The sequence below is a fragment of the Mobilisporobacter senegalensis genome, assembly GCF_003752155.1.
Taxonomy (GTDB): Bacteria; Bacillota; Clostridia; order Lachnospirales; family Lachnospiraceae; genus Mobilisporobacter; species Mobilisporobacter senegalensis.
Window position 1 is genome coordinate 479,942 of the sequence record NZ_RJVG01000002.1, and the last position, 26,837, is coordinate 506,778.

General features: G+C 33.2%; 31 protein-coding genes. All 31 read left to right on the top strand.

Annotated elements, in window-relative coordinates; genetic code table 11:
- Positions 1–10 precede the first annotated feature (10 nt).
- The 31 genes from EDD66_RS04975 to EDD66_RS05125 all read left to right on the top strand — a co-directional run bounded on the left by EDD66_RS04975 (position 11) and on the right by EDD66_RS05125 (position 26,801).
- Positions 11–199, top strand: a complete 189-nt coding sequence (locus tag EDD66_RS04975; RefSeq protein WP_123608451.1) for a flagellar FlbD family protein — start codon at positions 11–13, stop codon at positions 197–199.
- Between the two features lie 128 nt (positions 200–327).
- Positions 328–1,143: a motility protein A gene (locus EDD66_RS04980; RefSeq protein WP_123608452.1), complete on the top strand. Its 816-nt coding sequence runs from the start codon at positions 328–330 to the stop codon at positions 1,141–1,143.
- Positions 1,136–1,939, top strand: coding sequence for an OmpA/MotB family protein (locus tag EDD66_RS04985; RefSeq protein WP_123608453.1), 804 nt, complete (start codon positions 1,136–1,138; stop codon positions 1,937–1,939). Before EDD66_RS04980 ends, EDD66_RS04985 begins: the two co-directional genes overlap by 8 nt.
- 19 nt (positions 1,940–1,958) lie before the next feature.
- A complete protein-coding gene (locus EDD66_RS04990; protein WP_123608454.1) occupies positions 1,959–2,471 on the top strand; it encodes a flagellar basal body-associated FliL family protein in 513 nt (170 codons plus the stop codon).
- Between the two features lie 174 nt (positions 2,472–2,645).
- On the top strand, positions 2,646–3,623 hold the full coding sequence (gene fliM / locus EDD66_RS04995; protein WP_123608455.1) for a flagellar motor switch protein FliM: 978 nt from the start codon (positions 2,646–2,648) through the stop codon (positions 3,621–3,623).
- A gap of 6 nt (positions 3,624–3,629) precedes the next feature.
- A complete protein-coding gene (fliY, locus tag EDD66_RS05000) occupies positions 3,630–4,850 on the top strand; it encodes a flagellar motor switch phosphatase FliY (protein WP_123608456.1) in 1,221 nt (406 codons plus the stop codon).
- 85 nt (positions 4,851–4,935) lie between these two features.
- Positions 4,936–5,298: a response regulator gene (locus EDD66_RS05005; RefSeq protein WP_123608457.1), complete on the top strand. Its 363-nt coding sequence runs from the start codon at positions 4,936–4,938 to the stop codon at positions 5,296–5,298.
- A 1-nt stretch (position 5,299) separates the two neighbouring features.
- The gene (fliO, locus tag EDD66_RS05010; protein ID WP_123608458.1) at positions 5,300–5,674 is read left to right on the top strand and encodes a flagellar biosynthetic protein FliO; all 375 of its coding nucleotides are present in this window, start codon (positions 5,300–5,302) and stop codon (positions 5,672–5,674) included.
- A 12-nt stretch (positions 5,675–5,686) separates the two neighbouring features.
- Entirely contained in the window at positions 5,687–6,496 is an 810-nt protein-coding gene (fliP, locus tag EDD66_RS05015) for a flagellar type III secretion system pore protein FliP (protein WP_123608459.1), read from the top strand.
- A gap of 13 nt (positions 6,497–6,509) precedes the next feature.
- On the top strand, positions 6,510–6,779 hold the full coding sequence (gene fliQ, locus EDD66_RS05020) for a flagellar biosynthesis protein FliQ (protein WP_123608460.1): 270 nt from the start codon (positions 6,510–6,512) through the stop codon (positions 6,777–6,779).
- A 5-nt stretch (positions 6,780–6,784) separates the two neighbouring features.
- Positions 6,785–7,558 carry a flagellar biosynthetic protein FliR gene (fliR, locus tag EDD66_RS05025; protein WP_207667750.1) on the top strand — a complete coding sequence of 258 codons (774 nt, stop codon included), beginning with the start codon at positions 6,785–6,787 and terminating at the stop codon, positions 7,556–7,558.
- Positions 7,559–7,579: 21 nt separating this feature from the next.
- The gene (gene flhB / locus EDD66_RS05030; protein WP_123608462.1) at positions 7,580–8,692 is read left to right on the top strand and encodes a flagellar biosynthesis protein FlhB; all 1,113 of its coding nucleotides are present in this window, start codon (positions 7,580–7,582) and stop codon (positions 8,690–8,692) included.
- Positions 8,693–8,717: 25 nt separating this feature from the next.
- Positions 8,718–10,751 carry a flagellar biosynthesis protein FlhA gene (gene flhA, locus EDD66_RS05035; protein WP_123608463.1) on the top strand — a complete coding sequence of 678 codons (2,034 nt, stop codon included), beginning with the start codon at positions 8,718–8,720 and terminating at the stop codon, positions 10,749–10,751.
- Positions 10,751–11,956, top strand: coding sequence for a flagellar biosynthesis protein FlhF (flhF, locus tag EDD66_RS05040; RefSeq protein WP_123608464.1), 1,206 nt, complete (start codon positions 10,751–10,753; stop codon positions 11,954–11,956). The genes flhA and flhF overlap by 1 nt, the downstream gene beginning before the upstream one ends.
- Before the next feature lie 3 nt (positions 11,957–11,959).
- Positions 11,960–12,844 carry a MinD/ParA family protein gene (locus EDD66_RS05045; protein ID WP_123608465.1) on the top strand — a complete coding sequence of 295 codons (885 nt, stop codon included), beginning with the start codon at positions 11,960–11,962 and terminating at the stop codon, positions 12,842–12,844.
- Positions 12,845–12,938: 94 nt separating this feature from the next.
- Positions 12,939–13,700 (top strand): flagellar brake protein, encoded by a 762-nt coding sequence (locus tag EDD66_RS05050; RefSeq protein ID WP_123608466.1) that lies wholly within the window; start codon positions 12,939–12,941, stop codon positions 13,698–13,700.
- 1 nt (position 13,701) lies between these two features.
- Complete coding sequence (cheB, locus tag EDD66_RS05055) at positions 13,702–14,772, top strand: chemotaxis-specific protein-glutamate methyltransferase CheB (protein WP_123608467.1); 1,071 nt, start codon at positions 13,702–13,704, stop codon at positions 14,770–14,772.
- A gap of 1 nt (position 14,773) precedes the next feature.
- Positions 14,774–16,876 carry a chemotaxis protein CheA gene (locus EDD66_RS05060; RefSeq protein ID WP_123608468.1) on the top strand — a complete coding sequence of 701 codons (2,103 nt, stop codon included), beginning with the start codon at positions 14,774–14,776 and terminating at the stop codon, positions 16,874–16,876.
- Between the two features lie 11 nt (positions 16,877–16,887).
- A complete protein-coding gene (locus tag EDD66_RS05065; RefSeq protein ID WP_123608469.1) occupies positions 16,888–17,346 on the top strand; it encodes a chemotaxis protein CheW in 459 nt (152 codons plus the stop codon).
- A gap of 12 nt (positions 17,347–17,358) precedes the next feature.
- Positions 17,359–17,976 (top strand): chemotaxis protein CheC, encoded by a 618-nt coding sequence (locus EDD66_RS05070; RefSeq protein ID WP_123608470.1) that lies wholly within the window; start codon positions 17,359–17,361, stop codon positions 17,974–17,976.
- 10 nt (positions 17,977–17,986) lie between these two features.
- Entirely contained in the window at positions 17,987–18,472 is a 486-nt protein-coding gene (locus EDD66_RS05075; RefSeq protein WP_123608471.1) for a chemotaxis protein CheD, read from the top strand.
- Between the two features lie 43 nt (positions 18,473–18,515).
- Positions 18,516–18,803, top strand: a complete 288-nt coding sequence (locus EDD66_RS05080) for a hypothetical protein (protein WP_123608472.1) — start codon at positions 18,516–18,518, stop codon at positions 18,801–18,803.
- Positions 18,804–18,812: 9 nt separating this feature from the next.
- A complete protein-coding gene (locus EDD66_RS05085; protein WP_123608473.1) occupies positions 18,813–19,583 on the top strand; it encodes a FliA/WhiG family RNA polymerase sigma factor in 771 nt (256 codons plus the stop codon).
- 19 nt (positions 19,584–19,602) lie between these two features.
- Positions 19,603–21,204, top strand: coding sequence for a DUF342 domain-containing protein (locus EDD66_RS05090; RefSeq protein WP_170164257.1), 1,602 nt, complete (start codon positions 19,603–19,605; stop codon positions 21,202–21,204).
- A 23-nt stretch (positions 21,205–21,227) separates the two neighbouring features.
- Complete coding sequence (locus tag EDD66_RS05095; RefSeq protein ID WP_123608475.1) at positions 21,228–21,533, top strand: hypothetical protein; 306 nt, start codon at positions 21,228–21,230, stop codon at positions 21,531–21,533.
- An 11-nt stretch (positions 21,534–21,544) separates the two neighbouring features.
- Positions 21,545–22,192 carry a DUF6115 domain-containing protein gene (locus EDD66_RS05100; RefSeq protein ID WP_123608476.1) on the top strand — a complete coding sequence of 216 codons (648 nt, stop codon included), beginning with the start codon at positions 21,545–21,547 and terminating at the stop codon, positions 22,190–22,192.
- Positions 22,193–22,244: 52 nt separating this feature from the next.
- Positions 22,245–22,832, top strand: a complete 588-nt coding sequence (locus EDD66_RS05105) for an MltG/YceG/YrrL family protein (protein ID WP_123608477.1) — start codon at positions 22,245–22,247, stop codon at positions 22,830–22,832.
- Between the two features lie 149 nt (positions 22,833–22,981).
- On the top strand, positions 22,982–23,719 hold the full coding sequence (rpsB, locus tag EDD66_RS05110) for a 30S ribosomal protein S2 (RefSeq protein ID WP_123608478.1): 738 nt from the start codon (positions 22,982–22,984) through the stop codon (positions 23,717–23,719).
- A 139-nt stretch (positions 23,720–23,858) separates the two neighbouring features.
- The gene (tsf, locus tag EDD66_RS05115) at positions 23,859–24,785 is read left to right on the top strand and encodes a translation elongation factor Ts (protein WP_123608479.1); all 927 of its coding nucleotides are present in this window, start codon (positions 23,859–23,861) and stop codon (positions 24,783–24,785) included.
- A gap of 188 nt (positions 24,786–24,973) precedes the next feature.
- A complete protein-coding gene (locus EDD66_RS05120; protein WP_123608480.1) occupies positions 24,974–25,981 on the top strand; it encodes a polysaccharide deacetylase family protein in 1,008 nt (335 codons plus the stop codon).
- Positions 25,982–26,006: 25 nt separating this feature from the next.
- Positions 26,007–26,801, top strand: a complete 795-nt coding sequence (locus EDD66_RS05125) for a bactofilin family protein (protein WP_123608481.1) — start codon at positions 26,007–26,009, stop codon at positions 26,799–26,801.
- The last annotated feature ends 36 nt before the right edge of the window (positions 26,802–26,837 follow it).

The following is a 26,837-nucleotide window of genomic DNA, read 5'->3' on the forward strand; positions in this document are numbered from 1 at the left end:
GGTGTTTTAGATGATAGAAGTAACAAAAATGAGTAATATAAAAATTACATTAAATGATGATTTAATTGAAACAATTGAGGAAACACCAGATACAGTAATTACTCTTACAACAGGTAAGAAATTAATTGTAAAAGAAAGTAGACAAGAAGTATTCAATCTTGTAAAATTATACAAAAAAGAATTATATAAACAAGATTAATGCAAATTTTTGTAAAATTAACAAAATTTTAATATAGAATAAATATGAAAAAAATTTAAATGTTATATATATTATTTAAACAAAAGACAAATAGAAAGTAAAAAGATTATGTTAGGTGGGTGACTAATTTGGATATTGCATCAATTATAGGTTTAATCGCTGGTATTGCGTTAATGGTATTTGGTATTGCGTTTGATCAACAATCAATGTCATGGATGTGGGGGAACTTGACAAATTTCTTTGACATTCCATCAATCTTAATTACCTTTGGTGGATCTTTTACGACGCTAATAACAATGGAACCAAGTTTAAAAGCTTATGCTGGAAAGCTTGCTTCTTTCGGATTAATTTTAAAACCTCTTCCTTCAAATGAAGTAGAGACTATTCGTACAATTATTGATTTATCTAATGTAGCCAGAAAAGAAGGACTGCTTGCATTGGAAGAAGCGGCGAATGGGGTAGAAGATGAATTTTTAAAGAAAGGAATTTTACTTATTGTAGATGGTACAGATCCTGAATTAGTCCGCAGTATCTTAGAGACAGAATTAAACTGTATTGAAGATAGGCATAATGATGTTATTGGTTTTTGGGATAAGTTAGGTGCCATGGGTCCTGCCTGGGGTATGATCGGTACTCTTATTGGTCTTATTAATATGCTTAAGTCATTAAATGATCCTGAGTCCATAGGTCCCAATATGGCGGTTGCACTTGTAACTACATTTTATGGATCAGTGTTAGCTAACTGGATTTGTATACCGGTTGTTAATAAGCTGAAATCTAGAAATGGTGGGGAAGTCATGATGAAAGAGGTAATGGTAGAAGGTCTTTTATCAATTCAGGCAGGTGAAAATCCTAGAGTTATAGAAGAAAAACTGAAATCTTTCTTATCGCCTTCAAGTAGAGCGGATTTTAATGGAAATGAAGGTGGTGAAGTGAATGGCTAGAAAGAAAAAACAAGAAGAACCTGGAGCTGGTGCTCCATGGCTGAATACATTTGCCGATTTAATGAATTTACTTCTCTGTTTTTTCGTTTTACTTTTTGCTTCTTCCACTGTAGACGCTGAAAAATATGATCAGCTTGTAAAATCGTTTTCAAGTACTTTTTCAATTTTTGAAAAAGGTGGTGAGGGGATAGGAGATGGAAATCTCATATCGAATGGAACGGCTCAGCTTAATAATTTAGATGAGTATTACACCAATATGGGGGAAGCAAGTGAAACCAATGAAGAGGATGAAACAGATCCTCTTAGTGCATATCAGGAAAAATTAGAAGAGGTAGCCAGAGAGAACTATGATAATATTTCTAAGATAGCAGATAAAAAGAATTTAGATGATTATATAGATATAGGCATTGATGAGAATAATCAATTTATCAGGATATCTTTAAGTGGTGCTGTTTTATTTGATTCAGGCAAGGTAGATATTAAGAAGAATGCAATTCCTATTCTTAGTAAGGTTGGCGATATTCTTAAAAAATATAGTGATGCTCAGATAGTTATTGAGGGACATACGGATAATATTCCCATTTCAAATGCGAATTATAAAAATAATTTATGGCTGTCAACTGCAAGGGCTTGTACCGTATATGAGTATTTTATTAATGAAAAAGGGCTTGATCCTAGAAAATTAGAATCCAGTGGCAGAAGTGAATTTGATCCAATTGCTTCCAATAAAACGGAAGATGGACGAGCAAAGAACCGAAGAGTAGAAATAAAAATATATAATGAAGTAAAAGAATAAGAGTAGGAGAGAGAGTATAATGAGAAAAAATTTATTAAGTATTATTGTTATAGCACTTTGTGTAATTAATGTAATATTTTCAGCAGTTTTAGTTTTTGCAGTTGTTCCAACATCAAATAAAACAAATAAATTAATTGCACAGGTGGCTTCCATTATTGATTTGGAATTGGAATCGCCGGATGGAGAATCTTCAAATGTAAGTGTCCAAGATATAGCAATTCATAATATTGAGGATGAATTAACAATCACATTAAAAGGAAATGAAGGGGATACGAAGTCTCATTATGCATTACTTAAAGTATCGCTGTCACTTGATACAACATCAAAAGATTATGAAACATTAAGTCCAACGATTGCAACAAATGAAAGTGTAATTAAAGAAATTATAAATAATGTGTTTTCTAATTATACTGCAAGTGAAGTAGTTGCAAATAAAGAACAGATAAAAGAAGAAGTATTAACTCAATTAAGGGATTATTTTAAATCGAACTTTATTATTAATGTTTCCTTTAGCAATATGCTTGTTCAATAAACAGAAAAAATATTAAATGTATATTTTTGTAATATTTTACGAAAAAAGGTAGGAAATTAGTATGATTTCACTTTATCTTAATGATTAATTATGATATGATATTACAGTAGAATACTGTTTAAATTTAAGATGAGGGAATTAAATTTAATTAAGATATCCAGGAGGTGAATAGTAATGGGCGATGTTCTATCGCAAAACGAGATAGATAATTTGTTAGCAGCAATAAGTAGTGGTGAGTTAGATACAGATGAGCTCAAAGATACTGGTGAAAAGCAAATTAAAAATTATGATTTTGCCAGACCTTCTAAATTTTCTAAAGAACATCTTAGAACATTAGAAATAATTTTTGAACATTATGGAAGGTTATTATCAACAAATTTACCGGCATATTTTCGAAAGAATGTTCAGATTGAGGTAGTGAATTCAGAAGCAGTTACTTACTCCGAGTTCTCCAATGCCCTTTCTAATCCAGTGCTTCTTGGAATCGTTAATTTTGCTCCACTTGAGGGTAATATAATAATTGAACTTGCAGATAATTTAGGATATGCAATCGTTGACAGAATGTTAGGTGGTAATGGCTTACCCCTGGAACGATCAAGAGATTTCTCAGAAATCGAATTAATTATTATTGAAAGAATTATGAATATATGTACGAATTTACTTCGAGATCCTTGGCAGAATGTTATTAATATAGAACCTAGACTGGAAAGAATTGAGACAAACTCTCAATTTGCACAAATTATTTCACCAAGTGAGATGACTTCCATTGTCACTATGAATATTAAAATAGGTAATGTAGAAGGACTTATGAATATTTGCTTACCGTATGATTGTTTGGAACCTGTAATTGATAAGCTGAATACGAAATATTGGTTCTCAACAATGAAAGTAAAAGATGATAAATCATATGAAGAAGTAATTGAAGTAGCAATTTCAAAGGCGAAGATACCAATTCGGGTTATATTGGGTAAAAGTTCAATTTCTGTGAATGATTTTTTGAACTTACAGTTAGGTGATATTATCCGGTTGAATACAAAGGTAGAAGATGAACTTGATATTTTTGTGGGTAATATAAAGAAATTTTCAGCCTTACCAGGAGCTTCAGGGGAGAATTATGCGGCAAGAATTACATCGATTATAAAGGAGGAGTAAAGGGTTATGGATGGTATGTTATCACAAGAAGAAATAAATGCATTACTTAATGGAGTAGGCTCAGATGAAGTTATTGAGCCGTCAGATTCAAATAATAATAAGAGTCAGACAGAAGACTCTCTTTCAGTAGCTGAAAAGGATGCCATTGGGGAAATTTCTAATATTAGCATGGGGACTGCAGCTACAACCTTATCAACTCTGGTTAGTCAAAAAGTGGTTATTACTACACCTGTAGTATCATATGCGACATTAAGTGATTTAACAGATGATAGTGACAGACCATGTGTTTTTGTTCAAATATCATATAAAGACGGACTAGCGGGTAATAATATCTTAATCATAAAAGAATATGATGCCAAAATTATTACAGACTTAATGATGGGTGGAGACGGAACAAATACATCAGACGAATTATCAGAACTGCACCTTAGTGCTTTATGTGAGGCCATGAACCAGATGATGGGATCTGCATCTACTTCAATTTCATCCATGTTGGAAAAGAGAGTGGATATTAGTCCTCCACAAGCAAGTCTGGTTGATTTAAATGATACCATTGACATTAAGAATATTAATAAATTCTTAGAAGGAACCTTTGTAAAAGTATCATTTAAAATGGAGATTGGAGATTTAGTCAACAGTGAATTAATGCAATTATATCCATTTGACTTTGCAAGAGAACTTTATAAAAATTTTGCAGAGACTCATAATAAGAATATGGATAGGAATAAAGCGACAAATCCAACACCAGCACCTTCAGTCGATTTAACATCTCAACCAATGAATCAGACTATGGGACAACAGGGAATACCAATGGGTGGACAAATGCCTTATGGAACTCCAATGGGTGGACAGATACCTTATGGTATGCCTGCAATGGGCGGACAGATACCTTATGGCGGACAAATGCCTTATGGTATGCCTTCACCGGACGTTAATGTACAACCGGCACAATTCCAAGCATTCTCTAATAATATGAATGTATTTACTCAAAAAGAGAATATCGATCTGATTATGGATGTACCCCTTGAAGTTACGGTTGAATTAGGCAGATCCAATAAATCTATTAAAGAAATTTTGGAATTCACACCAGGAACTATCATTGAACTAAATAAATTAGCCGGAGAGCCAGTAGATGTTTTGGTAAATGGTAAATTTGTTGCAAAAGGCGAAGTTGTTGTTATTGAAGAAAGTTTCGGAATAAGGGTTACAGAAATTATTAAAGAGTAATTTGTTTTCCGGCAAAATAAATAAGTAAATACAATAGAAGCATAGCTTTATATTGAATAAATGAAATGACAGGAGAGATATTGCAATGGCAAAGAATATTTTAATATGTGACGATGCTGCATTTATGAGAATGATGATTAAAGATATTTTAACCAAGAATGGTTATAATGTGGCTGGTGAAGCAGAAAATGGAGTAAAAGCAGTTGAAAAGTATAATGAAACAAAGCCTGATTTAGTTTTAATGGATATTACAATGCCAGAGATGGATGGAATTCAAGCTTTAAAGAAGATAAAAGCTGCAGATCCTAATGCTAATATAGTTATGTGTTCTGCTATGGGTCAACAAGCAATGGTAATTGAGTCTATTCAATGTGGAGCCAAAGATTTCATTGTGAAACCTTTCCAGGCAGACAGAGTATTAGAAGCAGTTAAAAAAGCGGTGGGTTAATATGGTATATCTGGTAACGTGGGGATCAACTTTAGAAAATGCATTGCAGTTAATTGGTCTGATAATAGTATTTGTACTAATTCTAGCAGCAGCATATTTTACTTCAAAATTTGTTGGTACTACTACTGTGACCAATTTGAAAAACCGTAATTTTAAAGTAATTGAAACTTATAAGATTGCTCCAAACCGTTTTCTTCAGATTATTGAAGTAAGTGGTAAATATGTGGTAATCGGGGTCAGCAAAGATCATATTGAATATATAACTGAGCTTGATGCTGACCAGGTAATAAAAAGCGAGGGTGAAATTGCACCAATAAATTTTAAAGATATATTAAATAATATAAAAATCAAAAAAGATAATAATAAAAACAAGTAAAGGTTGATATTTATGAAAGCATATTTGGTTAAAATGAAAAAAAATATTTTAAAAATTTTAGGTATGTTAATTTTCATAAGTACTTTGACCTTTATTTTTTCAACACCGGTATATGCAACAGATGTTGACGAAGGAGCGGGAAGTACAATTCCCTGGCAACTGGATGTAAACCTTACAAATAACGGCGATAGCCAGAATTTGTCCAGTACTTTAGAAATCTTATTGTTACTTACCATAATTACTTTAGCGCCATCTATTATAATTATGGTGACTTCTTTTACAAGAATTGTTGTGGTACTCCATTTTGTAAGAAGTGCGATTGGAACTATGACTACACCTCCCAATCAGATTATTATTGGTTTAGCTTTATTCTTAACAATGTTCATTATGTCACCAGTAATAACAACGGTGAATGACACTGCATTAAAGCCGTTGTCCAATAATGAAATAACCCAGGAAGAAGCTATAGAAGCAGGACTCGAACCAATACGAAATTTCATGTATGGGCAGACGAATACCAAAGACTTAAAATTATTTTTGGATATTGCAGATGTAACAGAAGTAAATGATATTAAGGATATACCAACTACAGTGTTGATTCCTTCTTTTATAATAAGTGAATTAAGAACGGCATTTATTATAGGGTTCTTAATTTATATCCCATTTATTATTATTGATATGGTTGTAGCTTCTACCTTGATGTCTATGGGTATGATGATGTTGCCACCAACAACAATTTCTATGCCGTTTAAGATATTATTATTTATTCTGGCTGATGGCTGGAATTTGATTATTGGAAATCTCGTTAAGACATTTTATTAAGAGGGTGAATTAAATGACGCCGGATATTGCAATAGACATAGCAAGACAAGCTTTATGGATCATAATATTAGTATCATCTCCGATGCTTTTAGTATCCATGGTAGTGGGGTTAATTATTAGTATATTTCAAACAATAACGTCAATTCAAGAGCAAACCCTCACATTTGTTCCCAAATTGATCGCTATTTTTATTGTCATGATGCTGTGCGGATCATGGATTCTTAAGACGACAGCAGATTATATGATAGAATTATATTCCAGTTTTAGTCAATATATAAGATAACTATTATGGAATTCTTTACATTACAAAATTTTGAATATTTCCTGCTGATACTTGTGAGAATATCAGCTTTTATTTTAGTAGCACCTTTTTTTAGTATGTCCAATACACCAATAAGACTAAGGACTGGTTTTTCAATATTTCTTGCCTTTTTATTATACCAGGTAGTGGATTTAAAGACGATAAGCTATCAAACAGAGATAGAATATGGGATTCTTGTATTGAAAGAATTTTTAGTAGGCTTATTACTTGGGTATTTTGCCAATATATGCACGGCAATTCTTAATTTTGCAGGACAGGTAATAGATATGGAGATTGGGTTATCCATGGTCAATCTTTTTGATCCGGTTTCTAAGAGCCAAACTTCCATAACCGGTAATTTTTATATGTATTTAGTTATGCTTATGTTAATTATAACCAATATGCATCATTATATCTTGATAGCATTTGTTGATACTTATACGATAATACCTGTTGGTGAAGGGATTTTCAGGCCGGATATGTACCTGATCATGATTCAGTTCATGGTAGATTATTTCATTATTGGATTTCGTATTGTTTTACCCATATTTGCATCTAGTTTGCTAATAAATATTATTTTGGGCATTATGGCTAAAATAGCACCACAGATGAATATGTTTGTAATTGGTATGCAGCTTAAGATATTCGCAGGTTTGGTTGTTTTGTTCCTGATGATAGGATTACTGCCAAATGTATCAGATTTTGTATTCAATGAGATGGATAAAATGATGAAATTAATAATTCGTTCCATGTCGCCTTAATTTTAATATAGAGGTATATAGATGGAAAAATATCTAAAATATAATCTTCAGTTTTTTGCCAAAGAAGGACCTGGTGGTGAAAAAACAGAAGAGGCTACAACCAAGAAATTAAATGATGCAAGAGAAGAAGGGCAGGTTGCAAGAAGTACAGAATTAATTACAGCAACATCTCTGGCCACACTTTTCATAATCTTAAGAATTTTTACTGGATTTATCGGTACTAAATTTTTAGAATCTTTTCGCATTATATACTATAAAATTCCTGATCTGGCAAAGACAGAATTCAATGTAGCAACAGCCAGAACACTATTTTTTGATATTCTGTTACAAATTATTATCATAAGTGTTCCAGTCTTTCTTTCTACAATTATTGTGGCTATATTGGTAAATATTTTACAGGTCAAATGGAAACCTACCACAAAACCTTTGAAACCAAAGTTTGATAAAATAGATCCATTGAAAGGCTTTAAAAGAATCATATCAATGGAGAAATTATTAGATTTGTCAAAATCAGTAATTAAAGTCGGTTTTATGTTTTACGTGGTCTATGACGCTCTGAAAGACGAATGGGCGACATTAATAAATTTATATGATATTCCTTTAAATCAGGCAATTGAACTAATTGGGTCAATGACCATCGATTTAGGATTAAAAATCAGTATGTTTTTTCTGATTATTGGTTTTGCAGATCTCTTCTATCAGAAGATGAAGTTTAAAAAGGATATGAAGATGTCAAAACAGGAAGTAAAAGATGAATTTAAACAATCTGAGGGAGATCCACAGATAAAAAGCAGAATAAAAAGTAAAATGAGGGAAGCTTCTCAAAGAAGAATGATGCAAGCACTACCTCAGGCAGATGTTGTTATTACCAATCCAACCCATTTGGCGGTTGCAATTAAGTACGACAAAGATTCCAATTCAGCACCGATAGTGATTGCTAAGGGAGCTGATTATATGGCTTTGAAGATAAAAGAGATAGCAAGAGAAAATCAAATTGAAATTGTTGAGAATAAACCTCTTGCCAGAATGTTGTATTACAATGTGGATCTTGATAGCGAGATTCCAAATGAACTTTATCAAATGGTAGCAGAAGTATTGGCTTATGTATATGGACTTAAAAATAAGATGAGCTAAAATTATTTGAAAGGAAGATTATCCGATGAAAAAGTCAGATTTAGCATTAGGTATATTTCTATTGTCAGCAATCATTTTCATGATTATTCCTATGCCTGCTGCATTATTAGATATATTATTGGCTTTAAATATTTCAATAGCTCTTATTATCCTGTTAAATGCATTATTTTCTCAAGAAGCTTTAAATATGTCAAGCTTCCCAAGTATTTTGTTATTTACTACATTATTTAGAATTTCTTTAAATATTTCTTCTACAAAATTAATTTTAACTACAGGGGCACCTGGTAACGTTGTAACTACCTTTGGTAACTTTGTTGGTGGGGGAGATTTAATTGTAGGTATCATTGTATATATCGTTTTAATTATTATACAATTTATCGTAATTAATAAGGGTTCTGAAAGAGTAGCAGAAGTAACTGCAAGATTTACATTAGATGCTATGCCAGGAAAGCAGATGGCAATTGATGCTGATTTAAATACTGGAGCCATTACAGATGTCCAGGCAAGAGAAAGAAGAGAGAAAATACAAGAAGAATCTTCCTTCTTTGGAGCGATGGATGGTGCTACAAAATATGTTAAAGGAGACGCCACTGCCGGTCTTGTAATAACATTTATCAACTTTATCGGTGGTATCGCAATTGGTATGTTCAGGCAAGGATTAGGCTTCAATGAAGCTTTAGACAGATATACGATTTTAACCATTGGTGATGGCTTGGTAAGTCAGATTCCTTCCTTAATGATATCCCTTGCTACAGGTATTTTGGTAACAAAAGTATCAAAAGAAGCAGATATGGGAGATATCCTTGTAAAGCAATTATTCTCCATACCAAAAGTTTTATACATGGTTGGAGCTGCTATGATATTCCTTGGAATTACCACACCGTTAAATGTAGTAGTATTTAGCGCTTATGGTTTGCTTTTTATCATTAGCGGACGAGTAATAGCTAACAGAATCGAAATTGCAGGAATTGAAGAAGAAGTTAATACAGATGAGTCTTCTGCAGATGAAATCAGACGGCCGGAAAATGTTACGTCCCTGTTACAGGTGGATCCTATTGAACTTGAATTTGGATATGGAATTATTCCTCTGGCGGATACAAATCAGGGAGGAGACTTGCTGGATCGTGTTGTCATGATCCGTAGACAAGTTGCTCTTGAACTTGGCTGTGTTGTTCCTATGATACGTTTAAGAGATAATATTCAATTAAAACCAAATCAATATGTAATCAAAATAAAAGGAACTCCTGTGAGTGAAGGAGAAATACTTTTTGATCATTATATGGCTATGAATCCTGGTTACGTGGAAGAAGAAATAACAGGTATACCTACATTTGAACCATCTTTCCATCTTCCAGCCATCTGGATTACGGAAAGCCAAAGAGAAAGAGCGGAATCACTTGGATATACCGTTGTGGACCCGCCATCTATTATTGCGACTCATTTAACTGAAGTCATACGTAATAACTTAGGGGAATTGCTTACCAGACAGGATGTCCAAAATCTTATCAACAATGTTCAAGAATCCAATTCTACATTAATTAGTGAATTAATACCGAAACTTCTTGGTATTGGTGAAGTTCAGAAAGTGCTTCAGAATTTGTTGAAAGAAGGCATATCTATAAGGGACTTAATAACCATACTTGAGACATTAGCAGATTTTGCATCTACAACAAGGGATACAGATGTTTTGACCGAATATGTAAGACAAAGTTTAAAAAGAGCAATATCCAATAAATATTTTCCGGATAGTGAAACAACTAGTGTAGTTACACTGGATCCTAAAATTGAGCAGGAAATCATGGGCTCAGTAAAACAGACGGAGCAAGGTACTTATTTAACTCTGGATCCAGAAAAAACACAAGATATCATTCATTCTGTAGGTGAAGAAGTTTCAAAATTGGAAAACCTGGGAAAGAATCCAATTATAATCACTTCACCAATTGTAAGAATGTATTTTAAAAAATTGACTTCAGATTATTATAAAGATTTAATTGTTATTTCTTATAATGAAATTGAATCTGATGTTGAATTGCAATCAGTTGGGATGGTGACAGCATAATGGTTATTAAAAAATTTCAAGGGAATACTGAAACAGAAGCGATCATGCTTGCCAAGGAGGAACTTGGCAAGGATGCTATTGTTATGAATATAAAGACGGTAAAACCAAAAGGAATTTATAAGATATTTAAAAAGATGAATGTTGAGGTAACTGCTGCCTTAGACGAAAACTTATCTTATAGCGGAGGAAAAAGTGCACCAAAAAGTAATGAAAATTTTCAGGTTCCCAAGGTATCTTTAGATAATTTTAAGGATATCATTAAAGAAGAAGAATCTGTGGAAGCAAAAGCAGGAACGTCAGCCATTGAAGAGAAACTAAATAGTTTACAATTTCTATTAGAACAGCAAATGAGTGAGAAACGTGATGAAAAAATGAGCCCGGAAAAACAGGAAGAACCAAATAAGAATTTGAATAGAAATGCTACTTATATTAATTTGATTTTTCATCAACTTTTAAATAATGAAGTGGATGAAGAATATGCGAATCAAATTCTTAAAGATTTTGAAAGAACATTAAATAAGGATGTTTCAGTAGATAATATATTGGCGACCATATATCAAAAAATAGTTTTGAAATTAGGTCAGCCAAAGAATATTGAAATAAAGCCAGGTAAGGTAAAATTCGTATATTTTATTGGACCTACCGGAGTTGGTAAAACAACAACTATAGCTAAAATAGCTTCAAGCTTTATGCTTGAGCGAAAAGCGAAAGTAGCTTTAATCACATCGGATACTTATCGCATTGCCGCAGTAGAACAGTTAAGAACATATGCTAATATTCTGGGGATACCACTTAAGGTGGTTTATTCTGAGGAAGAGATTCGTGAGGCGAGGGAAATTTTTGCAGATTATGACCTTGTTTTAGTGGATACTGCAGGCCGTTCTCATAAGAACAGAGAACAAAGAGACGATATTGAACTATTACTTTCAGCAATTGAAGAAGAAGAGAAAGAAGTGTACTTAGTACTCAGCGCTACGACAAAATACAACGATTTAATCAGAATTGCAGAGACTTATCAAGAGATTACGAATTATAGACTTATTTTTACTAAAATAGATGAAACCAATTGTGTCGGCAACATTTTAAATATTAGGATGTTGACAAATGCACCATTATCTTACGCCACATGGGGCCAAAATGTACCTGATGACATAGGACTTATAAATCCACAAAAGATTGCAAAGAAGTTGTTGGGAGGGAAATGATGTATGGACCAGGCTGAAAATCTCAGAAATATTATTAAGAAGAGCAACCAACGATTAAGCAATGCAAGGGTAATTACGGTTACCAGTGGAAAGGGAGGAGTTGGCAAATCCAGTGTTTCTGTAAATTTGGCGCTTCAGTTAAAAAGACTTGGAAAAAGAGTAGTCATCATTGATGCAGATTTTGGTCTTGCAAACGTTGAAGTTATGTTTGGTATCAGACCTATTTATAATCTTGCAGACTTAATTTATCATGGAAAGAATATAAAGGAAATTATAACAAAAGGCCCTGAAGATATTGGATTTATTTCAGGAGGTTCTGGAATACAGGAATTATCCAATCTGAATAGAGAACAGATAGTATCATTGACCAAAAATCTCGGTGAGTTAGATGAAATAGCTGATGTCATTATTATTGATACAGGGGCTGGAATATCTGAAAGTGTTCTTGAATTTGTAATTGCCAGTTCAGAAGTACTGTTGGTAGTGACTCCTGAGCCTACATCAATTACAGATGCATATGCACTCTTGAAAACGTTAAATAAAAATGCAGAATTCTGTAACGAGAATACAGTAATAAAAATAGTTACAAATCGGGTTGCTTCAGCAAATGATGGAAAAGAATTATTCCATAAATTAAGTGTGGTTGTTCAAAAATTCTTAAATATACAATTAGAATATTTAGGAGCCATACCACAAGATAATAATGTTTCAAAAGCGGTTATGCAGCAAAAGCCGTTCTCTCTCATTTATCCTACATCAACTTCATCAAAAGCTATATTTGATCTGGCTAATAATTTAAATAGTGATGATATCCCAATCAAGGCGTCCCATAATAGAGGAATCAGTAGTTTATTTTCCAACCTTTTAAGGGTTAAGACCATGAAGTAGCTGGGACGAAGTGTGAGACAAAAAACTTTCACACTTGAAATTTCCACCAAATATATTCAGGCAGGTTCCTTTTGCTTAGTTTGGAGGTCAAAATATGCTTTCTAATCTAATTTCAATCGGTGATAAGATAGATTTACGTAAAAAATTGAATGATATCAATCAGATAGATATGAAACAATATGTCAGCCAATTGTTAGATTTTGGAAAGCACGAGGCTACCATAGCCATGCCTATCCAAAGAGGTAAACTAATTCTGTTAGGGATTGGTGAAAGATATCATTTATGCTTTTATACAAAAAAGGGACCTTATCAGTGTGATGCAGTAATAGTAGACCGTTACCATGAAAATAATATTTCTGCAGTTACAGTTCAGTTTTTATCTGATTTTGAAAAATTCCAAAGACGTCAATATTATAGATTAAATTATGTTATGGATATTAAATATCGAATTGAAACAGAGAATGAAAGAGAGTATATTAACAGAATTCAAGAAGAACAGTTTAAGTCCCAAGAAGAAAGACAAGAAATAATGGATGAATTAGAAAAGATTCAAAGCTTCTGGACTCTTGGAATATCTAATGATATCAGTGGCGGAGGAATACGATTTCATTCCAACCATGAAGAAAATGAAGGAGACAGACTAAGAGTAAAACTTAACCTATTCAACCAGACTAAAGAACATGAATTAACTGTTGTAGGACTTATAAAATCAGTATTAAAATTAATAAATAAGTCTGATTATTATGAATATCGTGTGGAGTTTATAGAAATTGATTATACTCAACGAGAGGAAATAATACAATTTATTTTCCAGGAGGAGAGGAAAATTCGATGGAAAGAAAAGGGTTTTATTTAAGATGAAGAAAAAAATTTTAATAATAGATGACTCTGCACTTATGAGAAGGGTTATATCTGATATAATAAACTCAGATGATAGATTCACTGTATCAGATATAGCTGTAAATGGTTTAGAGGGATTTGATCTCATAACACGTAACTCTAATAAATATGATGCGGTTCTGCTGGATATTAATATGCCGAAAATGAATGGGCTGGAATTATTAGAACAGTTAGCGAGAAATCATATTAAATTAGTGGTTATTGTGGTAAGTACCGTTGCAAAAAAAGATGCAAAAGAAACAATCCGGGCTTTGGAACTTGGAGCATTTGATTTTGTAACAAAACCTATAAGTTTTCTTGAGACCAAAGGTGATATATTTAGGAATCGCTTAATTCAATGTTTAACTCTGGCTACAAATCAGAATTTACCGATTACAAATTCTGTTATAGAGGAGACAAAGCCAATTAATAAGGTTAGAAATAAAGAGATTCTTAATAAATCAAAAGCTTCTAAATTAATTGCTCTTGCTTGTTCCACAGGGGGACCAAAAGCGCTTCAGACAGTAATTCCTGAACTTCCAGCCAATATGGATGCTGCTATGCTAGTGGTTCAGCATATGCCAGAAGGGTTTACGAAAACGCTTGCAGCCCGTCTAAATGAATTAAGCAAGGTTACAGTAAAAGAAGCTGAGAATGGTGACATCATACAAAAAGGTGTAGTATATATTGCCAAGGGTGGTTATCAGATGAGATTACTTCCACAAGCTTCCGGAGAATATAAGTTATCAATTACCTTAGAAGCAGCTAGAAATGGCTTAAAACCCTGTGCAGATATCATGTATGAATCTTTATTAGATTCCACCTTTGACGAAATTACTTGTGTTGTTCTTACTGGAATGGGAAGTGATGGCACAAAAGGGATCAAACAATTAGACCAAAAGAAAAGAATCTATGTAATAGCCCAAAATGAGGCAACGAGCACAGTTTACGGGATGCCAAAAGTAATCAAGGAATCAGGATTAGTTGATGAGGTTGTATCTCTTAGTGAAGTTGCAGATGCTATTACAAGAAACGTGGGGGTGCATTAAAATGGACGTAAGCCAATATTTAGAGATTTTCATTGATGAGACAAGAGAACATCTACAAAGTCTTAACGAGCAATTATTAATTTTAGAAAAGGAACCTGATAATGCAGATACAATTAATGAAATCTTTAGAGCAGCTCATTCCTTAAAAGGTATGGCTGGAACTATGGGTTATAAGAGAATGCAGCGTCTTACACATGATATGGAAGATGTATTTTCTGAAATCCGTAATGGAAAGATGAATGTAACGGCAGAATTAGTAGATATATTGTTCAAAGGTTTAGATGCCCTGGAATCTTATCTTGCCAATATTCAGGAAGCAGCAGATGAAGGAACTGATGATAACGAAGCTATTATTAAGGCCCTTAACAGGATATTAGAGATAGGTTTAGGAAAAGGTGTTGAAAACAAGAAAGAAGATGGACAAGTTGAAGCCATGTCTATCAGTGCTTTAGCAGAAGCAACTCCTGATAAGATCAAAAAACTTACAGTAGCAGATCATGAAAGACATGCAATCACAAAGGCGAAAGAGATAGGCGAAAATGTATATACCATTACTGTTTATATTTCAGAAAATTGTATACTGAAAGCGGCAAGAGCATTTTTAGTTTTTAAAGCATTGGAAGAACTTGGTGATGTTATAAAATCATCCCCTGAGGTGCAGGACATCGAAGATGAAAGATTTGATTTTGATTTTAGCGTAATACTTCTTACAAAGGAAAAAATTGATGTTGTAAAACAAGCAATTCTAAATGTATCTGAAGTAAAAGAAGTATTTTTAGAATCAATGGAACTTATAGATTTACCTAATGAAACAGTTAGTAGCAGTAATAGCAATAATGGCAACACTGCAACTGCTACAGAAGCAGCACAAATAAAGGAAGATACTGCAAAAGCAAATCGTAATGGAAATGGCAATACAGCTGCAAAGCAGAACTCTAAGCCAGTAGTAAATCGTTCTGTTCGTGTTGATATTGAAAAATTAGATGTTTTAATGAATCTTGTAAGTGAATTAATTATAGCCAAGAATGGTCTTGTTTCATTGAATGGTTCAGAAAGTGCAGAAAGACATGAATCAGGATTTAATGAACAAATTGAATATCTTGAAAGAGTAACAACAAACTTACATGAATCAGTAATGAAAGTCAGAATGGTTCCTATTGAAAGTGTAGTAAACAGATTCCCAAGAATGATTCGCGACCTTTCTAAAAAATTAAATAAACAGATGGAATTATACATGACTGGTGAAGATACAGAACTTGATAGAACTGTAATTGATGAAATCGGTGATCCATTAATGCATTTACTCCGTAATTCAGCAGATCATGGCATCGAGAGTGCAGAAGAAAGAAAAGCGGCCGGAAAATCAGAACAAGGTTCTATTTATTTAGACGCATACCAGGATGGCAATAATGTTGTTATTGAAGTAAAAGACGATGGTGCTGGAATTAATGTGGAAAAAGTAAAACAAAGTGCTATTAATAAAGGTGTTATTACTCAGGAACAAGCGGATACCATGTCTGAAAAAGATGCAATTGAACTTCTATTCAGACCAAGTTTCTCTACAGCGGAAGTAATTACAGATGTCTCAGGCAGAGGTGTAGGTCTTGATGTTGTTAAGAATAAGATCGAAGGTCTGGGAGGAGATATAGAAGCCAGAACAAAACTTGGTGAAGGAAGCAACTTTATTATTCGCTTACCTCTTACTTTAGCAATCATCCAGGCGCTTATGATAGAACTTGGTAATGAGAAATATGCAATTCCACTTGGCAGCATTCAAACAATTGAAGATGTAAGTTATTCTGAGATTAAGTATGTGCAGACAAAAGAAGTAATCAACTTAAGAGGATCTGTTATTCCGCTAATTAGATTAGAGAAGATCTTAGATGTCACACCGAGAGAAGAAAAACCGGAAAGCTTAACAGTTGTTATCGTGGCAAAAGGTGATAGACTTGCAGGTCTTGTGGTAGATAATCTAATCGGACAACAAGAAATTGTTATTAAATCAATAGGTAAATATATTAATAATAATAAGATAATCGGTGGCGCCACAATACTTGGTGACGGTGAAGTAGCATTAATTCTTGATGTTAATACATTAGTATAGGGGGGCTTACTATGGAAGAAAAGATAAGTGTAATTGATGGAAAACAATACATAGTTGTAAAAATTGGTAATGAACAGTATGGTATTGATATCCAATATGTAGATAATATTGTCAGGATGCAAAGAATCACAAGAGTACCAAAAGCACAATCATACTTTAAAGGAGTAATAAACCTGAGAGGCGAAATTATTCCTGTTATGAGTATTCGTTTGAAATTTGGTTTGGAAGCAGATGAATTTACAAATTCTACAAGAATTATTATTATAAAACTGGAATCACAATCTGCAGTTGGTGTTATAGTAGATGAAGTGAAAGAAGTTGTAACACTAAATGACAGCGATATTGAAAAAGTAACCCACAATTCAAAAGATGAGAAAACATCATATTTAAGTGGAATTGGGAAACATGGAGATGGTCTGATCTCATTATTAAACATCGCAGGAGTTATTATCGATAAAGAGATTAATTAAAGGAGTGATACTATGTCAGGACTTAATTTAGATAATATGGATAATATGGACTTTGATGTATTAAGAGAGATTGGTAATATTGGAGCAGGCAATGCCACTACGGCATTGTCTCAGCTCATTAACACTAAGATTGATATGAATGTCCCAAAAGTTGAGCTATTAGAATTTAAGGAAATCTCTGAAATTATTGGAGGAGCTGAAAGACTGGTAGTAGGTATTTTATTAACCTTGCAAGGACAAGCAGAAGGTATGATGATGTTTATTTTGGACCAGGAATCTGCACATCATCTTGTGAATGCTCTCTTAGGCAAAGAAGTTGACAATTTTGATGATTTTTCAGAAATGGAATTATCAGCGTTAAATGAAATTGGTAATATTATAGCCGGAGCATATCTTTCTTCTTTAGCAGCGTTAACAAATCTTACAATAACCTCATCCGTTCCTTATATGGCAATAGATATGGCTGGCGCTATTTTAAGTGTACCGGCTATTGAGTTTGGCAAAATTGGAGACAGGGCATTATTAATTCAATCACAATTTGGAGAAGCAGATAAGTTTGTAAATGGATATTTTATTTTAATACCAACGATAGAGTCCTATAGCTTAATCCTATCTTCATTAGGATTATAGAGGTGCAATTATGGGACAGATGATAAAAGTGGGGATGGCTGACTTAAATACATGTATCATCCCAGATTCTTTAACCACATTAGGACTTGGTTCATGTGTTGGTATTGTTTTATATGATCCAATAACGAAAGTTGCCGGTTTAGCGCATATAATGTTACCAGACAGTACTAAAATAAAAAACAATAATAATAAAGCAAAATTTGCAGATACTGGTATTGAGACTCTGATTGAAGAGATGAAGAAAAAAGGGGCAAATAGAAATTCTTTGGTTGCAAAAATTGCCGGAGGAGCCCAGATGTTTGCTTTTAGTTCAAATAGTGATATGTTAAGAGTTGGGGAACGAAATGTAGAGGCGACAAAACAAAAGTTAAATGATCTTCAAATAAGGATTTTGGCTGAGGATACAGGAAAAAATTATGGTAGGACCATAGAATTTTATACAGAAACAGGGGAATTATTAATTAAATCAGTTGGAAAAGAAATAAAAATCTTATAGTTTCATTCTTAAGACGAAAAACGAAGCAGATTGAGGGGATAATATGAAATTAAGATACATACCGGCTTTCATAACTTTATTGGCTGGGATAATTACTTGTATGATTAGTATTATAAGACAAAATGAGATTTTAAGTAGTTTAAAAACTTTATTATTGGTTTTAATTATATTTTATATTATCGGATTGATTGCCAGAAATATACTTAACTTTGCAATGCAATCAAATAATAACGAAAGTTTTTCTGATAATAAAGAGGAGTTATCTAGTGTAGCAGAAGATGACAACTCCTTAGAGGGAAATTCAGAATCTGGAGAAGAACTGGAACCTTAGGAGGAATATATGAACGAAGCAGAGAAGAATAAGCTTTGGGAAGATTATACAAAAACTAGAAACCCAGGGGTTAGGGACAAACTAATAATTGAATATGCTGGACTTGTTAAGATTGTAGCCGGGAGATTGAGCATGTATCTTGGTTATAGCGTTGAATATGATGATTTGGTTGGGTATGGAATATTTGGGCTGATAGATGCTATTGATAAATTTGATTATTCAAAAGGGATTAAGTTTGAAACATATGCAAGCTTAAGAATCAGAGGTTCTGTTTTAGACCAGATACGTAAAATGGATTGGGTTCCAAGAACACTTAGGCAGAAGCAAAAGAAGCTTGATAATGCATATCACAAATTTAACAAAGAATACGGAAAGATTGGATCAGACGAAGAAATAGCAAAAGAATTGGATATTTCTTTAGAAGAGTTAGAACAGTGGCAAAATCAGACTAAGATATCAAATCTTATTTCTTTAGATGAATTTATTGAGCAAGGATCAGAAATAAAAATGGAAGCATTCCACAATTCAGATTTTGAGCAGCCTGAGAAGATTATTGAGAAACAGGAACTCAAAGAGTTGTTGGTTAAAACCTTAGATTCTTTAACAGAAAAAGAAAAAAAAGTGGTTGTTTTATATTATTATGAAGGATTAACATTAAAAGAAATTAGTCAGATTCTAGAGGTTTCTGAATCCAGAATATCGCAATTACATACAAAAGCTCTGCAAAAATTGCGATTAAAGTTAGGTGGGAATGTAGAAGTCTTTACTAATATCTATTAGTGTGAAATGGGGGATGGATATGATGTATAAAAATGGTTTTTTTCAATTAAGTATAAAGAATGACGGAATATATATGAAGATTTTTCCTGCAATGAATGGTGGTGCACCGCTTAAGTTTGATGAGGTCAGTAGATATTTAACAAAAAAGAGAATTATGGATTATGATATAAAAACTCTTCATGATACAATTAACAAGGCGAAGGGACCAATTGAAGTAAAAATTGGGAATCAGACTGTATTACCGGAAAATGAAAGCGTTGAAATTACCATATCCAGCGATAGAATGACTGTCTTTGGAAGATTTTATCCACCATCCACTGGAGGAAAAACAATTAGCAGTGAAGAAGTTCTAAATGATTTGGTCCATGCAGGAGTAAAACATGGAATTCTAAATGAGAATATTGAAGCGTTTTTCAAAAACAGGCAATATTGTACAGATATCATCCTTGCAGCGGGTACGCCTCCGGAAAAGGGTCATGATGCTAAAATTATTTACCACTTCAATATCAGTAATAATGCAAAGCCTAAAATAAATGAAGACGGTTCAGTGGATTTTCATCAATTAGATGTTATTAGTAAAGTGAAAGCTGGGGATATTCTTGCAACGCTAGAACCTGTTGTTTATGGAAAGCCAGGGATGGATGTACTTGGTAAGACACTTCCTCCAGATAAAGTAGTAAATCGTATCTTAAGATATGGAAAGAATATTCACTTATCAGAAGATGGATGTATTATGTATACAGATGTTTCTGGGCATGTAAAACTTGAAAATGATAAAGTTGTGGTTGCAGATACATATGATGTAAACGGCGATGTAAATACCTCTACGGGTGACATTAACTATGATGGAAATGTTCATATCAGAGGTAATGTTATCACGGGATTTTCTGTAAAGGCAAAAGGAGATATTGAAGTAGATGGTGTTGTTGAAGGTGCAACTCTTATTGCTGAAGGTAAAATAATCTTAAGACGAGGAATTCAGGGAATGAGTCGTGGTAAGTTAGAGGCTCAGGGAGATGTTATAACTAAGTTTATTGAAAGCTGTGAGGTAATATCAGGCAGTAATGTTACAGCAGGAGCAATACTTCATAGCAATGTAACTGCCAAGGGAGAAATTAATGTAAATGGACGGAATGGCTCCGTAACCGGGGGGACCTTACGGTCGAGTTCTCTTATCTCGGTCAAGAGTGTAGGGTCTACCATGGGAACCAGTACAACATTAGAAGTAGGTATTGATCCAATTTTAGTAGATGAATTACATACTTTAGAAAAAGATATTCCTGCTATGATAAATGAAAAAGAAAAATTATTACAGGTTGTGACCTTATTACAAAAAAAGATGGATCTGGGTGAAAAGCTGACAGCAGATAAATTAAATTATCTACAAATAGCTTCTAAGAATAGTCTGGCTTTAGAAGAAAATATTGAAAAAGCAAAAGCAAGATTCGAAGATTTAAAAGTAGTTATAGAAAATACAGAGGGTGGTAAGGTCAGAGTATCCAATATAGCCTATCCTGGAGTTAAGATTGTAATATCTAATGTAATTTATTTTGTAAGAAGTGAACAGCATTACTGTCAATTCTTACGTGAGGGTGCTGATATACTTGTAAAACCTTATTAGATAACAGGAAGGAAGTGTTATGCATGCCAATATCAAGGTTGGATATGATTTCTATGGCTCCGAAATCCCAGGAAGTAACTCAGTATAAACAGGGTGAAGCTTCTAAAACTTTTGCAGAACATGTTCAGATTCAGTCCGGGTTCCAGAAAGAAGTAATTCATAACAGCCAGCAAGCCGTCAAATCTACTAAGAGTGAAAACAAAGAGAAACGTTATGATGCAAAAGAGAAGGGAAGCAATTCATACGAAGGACAAGGGACAAAGAAAGAAAAAAAAGAGTCAAAAGATAAGACTGAGATTAAACTCAGTAATTTTGATATAAAGATATAGGAGAGAATTTTATGACAGTTTTTCATGTTTTTTTAGTAGCAGTTGGTTTAGTTATTATTGCAATTAGTTATATAATATCTGAAAAGATTACAGGGGCAAATGGTCAAAATACAGATGGAAAGAATTCTGATATATTAAAAGACTTAGAAACAACTAATGTGAAAGATCAGATTAATACAATTATAAAAGAAGAGCTTGACACTGCTATGTATAAAACAGAAGACAGACTTAGTCAAATCTCCAATGAGAAGATAATGGCTGTAAGTGAATATTCGGATCAAATATTGGAGAAGATCAATCAAAACCACACTGAGGCTGTTTTTCTATATAATATGTTAAATGAAAAAGAAGATGCTATAAAAAAATTATATGAAAACAAAAATGATATTGAAGTAAAAGAAAAGTCCGGCAATGAAAGAGTTGAGCATGTAACAAAAGATGAAAAAGCGATTGAAAAATTAAGAAATACACAGCTAAAGACAAAGGAAGCAAAAGAAATTTCAGAGACACAAGAGATGATTGAGCAAAAATTAAAGAATGAACAAATATTGAAACTTTATAGTGAAGGAAAATCAATTGTAGAAATTGCGAAAACGCTTGAGATCGGACAAGGGGAAATTAAATTGGTTATCGGTTTATCCCAGGGAGAAAAAGTGTAGTAAGATATTTATTCAAAAAGGATAAGATGCGTGGGAAAGGACAGATTCAAGGATGAGACTTAAATATTTCATGAGAGGTCTAGGTAGTGGAATTGTATTAACAGCGGCATTGGCAGCGCTCACTACAAAACCCCAAATAAGCGATGCCGAAATCATCGAAAGAGCAGCAAAATTAGGAATGGTATCAAAAGAAGAAGCAGGCTTAGATGAGGGCGATTTAAAGGAACTGTCTAAGAATGCTGCTAATGACAATAAAGATACAGACAATAAAGAAGCAAATACCAACGATGATAATAAAACAGATGAAACTTCAGAGGATGAAACAGCGGACAAGGAAGCTTCAAAAGATACTTCTTTGTCAGACAAATCTTCAACAGATGGAGCAGATCAAAAGCCTGTAGAGACAAAAGTGGAAGAAAAAGCAGAAGAATCACTACAAAAAATCAAAGTAACAATTAAGAGCGGTATGTACTCCTATTCAGTATCTAAAGCACTTGAAGATGCCGGGGTCATAGATAGTGCAAAAGAGTTCGATCAATATTTAATAAAACATAATTACCAAAGAAGAATTATCCCTGGGACATATGAAATCCAAGAGGGGGATTCTTACGATAAAATCGCAGAAATAATTACAAAATAAAGAAAATAAAGAAAATCCTTGCTATATTAAAATCAATGTGATATAATCTACACGTTAAAAAACACGTATGTTGATTTCTAAAATGGTGCCGAAAGGTTTTTTAGAAAAAGGAAACATGCGGATGAAATCAACCAAATGGAGGAAAAACAATGAGTGTTATTTCAATGAAACAATTACTTGAAGCTGGTGTACATTTTGGTCACCAAACTAGAAGATGGAACCCTAAGATGGCTCCATACATTTACACAGAAAGAAATGGTATCTACATTATCGATTTACAAAAATCAGTTGGTAAAGTAGATGAAGCTTACAAAGCAATTAAAGATGTTGTTGCTGATGGTGGTAAGGTTCTTTTCGTAGGTACTAAAAAACAGGCTCAGGATTCAATTAAATCAGAAGCTGAACGTTGTGGTATGTATTATGTAAATGAAAGATGGTTAGGTGGTATGCTAACTAACTTCAAGACAATTCAAAGCAGAATCAATAGATTAAAACAAATCGAAACTATGTCTGAAGATGGAACTTTCGATGTTCTTCCTAAAAAAGAAGTTATTGAATTAAGAAAAGAATGGGAAAAACTTGAAAAGAATCTTGGCGGTATTAAAAATATGAAGGGCATTCCAGATGCAATCTTCGTAGTTGATCCTAAGAAAGAAAGAATCTGTATCCAAGAAGCACATGTATTAGGGATTCCATTAATTGGTATCGCTGACACAAACTGTGATCCAGAAGAATTAGATTTTGTAATTCCAGGTAATGATGATGCTATCAGAGCAGTTAAATTAATTGTAGCTAAAATGGCTGATGCAGTTATTGAAGCAAATCAAGGAACACAGATGAACGATGATACTGTAGAAGAAGTTGTAGAAGAAGCAGTAGAAGCATAGGAAAGTTAAGATGCTTCAGCCTAATATGTATGATTAGAAAATCATTATATGAGTTTCTGATCATGCCTAGGTTGAAGCTTTTTCTAAGTATAGATCAAGTGAAGATTAATTCAAATTAATTAATGGAGGTACGTTTAGAATGGCAATCACAGCATCAATGGTAAAAGAATTAAGAGAAATGACAGGCGCAGGAATGATGGACTGTAAAAAAGCTCTTGCAGAGACAGATGGAAATATGGAAAAAGCAGTAGAATTTTTAAGAGAAAAAGGACTTGCAGCTGCCGAAAAGAAGGCAGGAAGAATTGCAGCTGAAGGTATTGTTACAGCTAATATAAGTGATGATAATAAAGTTGCTTCAATTGTTGAAGTAAATAGTGAAACAGATTTCGTTGCTAAAAATGAGAAATTTAGAAGTTTTGTTGACGCAGTTGCAGCTCAGGCAGCTAAGACTACAGTAACTGATATTGAAGCATTCCTTGAAGAAAAATGGGCTTTAGATACTTCAAAAACTGTTAAGGAAGAATTATCTTCTCAAATTGCTGTTATCGGCGAGAATATGAATATCAGAAGATTTGAAAAAATTGAAGCTGGGGATGACTATGTAGTTTCTTACATCCATGGTGGTGGTAGAATTGGTGTATTAGTTCAGGTTGAAACCGGTAACTTTAATGAAGTTGCAATGGAAGCAGCAAAGAATCTTGCAATGCAAATTGCAGCTATTAATCCAAAATATGTTACCAGAGATGAAATTTCTGAAGAGTTCATTGCTCATGAAACAGAAATCTTAAAAGCTCAAGCTAAGAATGAAAACCCAGATAAGCCAGATAATATTATTGATAAAATGATCGTTGGCCGTCTTAATAAAGAGTTAAAAGAATTCTGTTTAGTAGATCAGGTATATGTTAAAGATGGTGATTTAACTGTTGCCAAATATCTTGAAAGTGTAGCAAAAGAAACTGGCTCGCCAATCGTTGTTAAGAAATTTGTTCGTTATGAAACTGGTGAAGGTTTAGAAAAGAAAGAAGAAAACTTTGCTGAAGAAGTAGCAAGACAATTAGGCAAATAATTTTTATTAAGTATAAATAACAAATGGCTTTACGAGAAATCGTAAAGCCATATTTATGTTACAGTTTTGCTTAAGGCTGAACTGTAACATATTTTTATTAAAATTATTAAATTAAATTGTACAAACAATTGGAAATGTGTTAGAATATGATAGAATGATTATGTTAATATTGATAAGGGGATGATTTCTTGGATAATGAAAAACTAGAAATCAATCGAAATAATCTTAATCATAGACGCAAGCGTATAGAACGCATCAAGATGTTTATTATAACCTTTATTATAATATTTTTGTTATTACCTACGATTCTTTGCCTGATTCTTTTTTCTAAAATAAATTCTTTAGAAAAAGAGATTAAAATTCTAAAAGTGATGCATGATGATGAGTATGATACTTATAAGGATTCCATGAATTCTTCACATAAAGATAATATAGTACATGCGGCAGAGAAAGAAACTGTAAATCATGCAACACAAGTAAACGATAGCAAGGAAGTATCAAATGAATCATTGGATAAGGAATCTAAAGATAAGGATTCAGTTGATATTAAAAAAATAGAAAATAATAAAAAAGTCTATCTTACTTTTGATGATGGACCGAGCATCTATACAGAGAAGATACTTGACATATTGAATGAAAATCAGATTAAGGCGACATTTTTTGTTATTGGCAAGACAGATTCGTATTCGAAAGCTATGTACCAGCGGATTGTTAATGAAGGGCATACATTAGGAATGCATTCTTATTCTCACCAATATAAAAATATATATAATTCCCTGGAAAACTTCAAAAAGGATTTTAACCAGTTAAGTGATTTGCTATACGAAGTAACTGGAGTCAGACCCAATTTATTTCGCTTTCCGGGAGGAAGCAGTAATCAAGTAAGTAAAGTTGATATGTCACAGTACATACGCTATCTCAATGATAAGAATATAACATATTTTGATTGGAATGTAGTGAATGGAGATGCTACAGGTGAGAAACTGACATCGGACAAGTTAGTTGAGAATGTACTTTCAGGTGTTAAGAATAAGAAGGTATCAGTAGTCTTGATGCATGATTCTCCCACAAAGCTAAACACAGTGAATTCATTACCGAAATTAATACGGGAATTGAAAGAACAGGAATATAATATCTTGCCGATAGATCAAGACACCGTATCAGTTCAGCATGTTAGAGCTGAATCTATAAAATAGAGAAATTACTTAGGAGGGTATAGGAATGAGTTTATTTAAAGATTTTAAGGATGATTTATCACAAGCTGTGAACGAATTATTGCCAGAAGGTGGATCGGAAGATTCTTATAACGACGATGAGATGGTGAATACTTTAGAAGAAGTACAAAATGTAGAAACTGAAGTAGAAAAAGAAGACGAAGAAGAAAGCTTCAATGATGATGTAGATCAAGAGTTTCTAAAAGAATTATTTAATGAAGAATATGATAGTGAAGATGATTCACTTTCTGATGAGACACTTACAGAGACTTTATCCAGAGAAGAGAATGAGGTTCCAGAGGAAATCACTTTTGAAGAAACATTAAATGACCCTGAGGACAAGGAAAATAAAGTAAAAAATGAAGTTACAGTAATAACAAAAGGGACTATTATTGAAGGTAGCATTACATCAGATGGGTCTTTAGAAGTAATGGGAACAATTCATGGTGATATTGATTGTCTTGGCAAACTATCAATTATTGGCGAAGTAACTGGTAATGCTATGGCTTCTGAAGTGTATGTTAATACAAAGAGATTGGAAGGCAGTATTAATAGTGAAGGAAGTGTTAAAATAAGTGATGGTACAGTAGTTATTGGTGACATTACCGCATCTTCAGGTGTTATTGCAGGGGCAGTAAAAGGAGAAATTGATATTAATGGTCCGATTGTGGTTGATTCGAAAGCTATCATTAAAGGAAATATCAATGCAAAATCTGTTCAAATCAATAATGGAGCAATCATTGATGGATTCTGTTCATTAAGTTATTCAGATGTAGATATTGAAAGTGTATTTGATAAGTAATTAGTAAGTGAATAAAAATCTGATTGCCGAATCGAT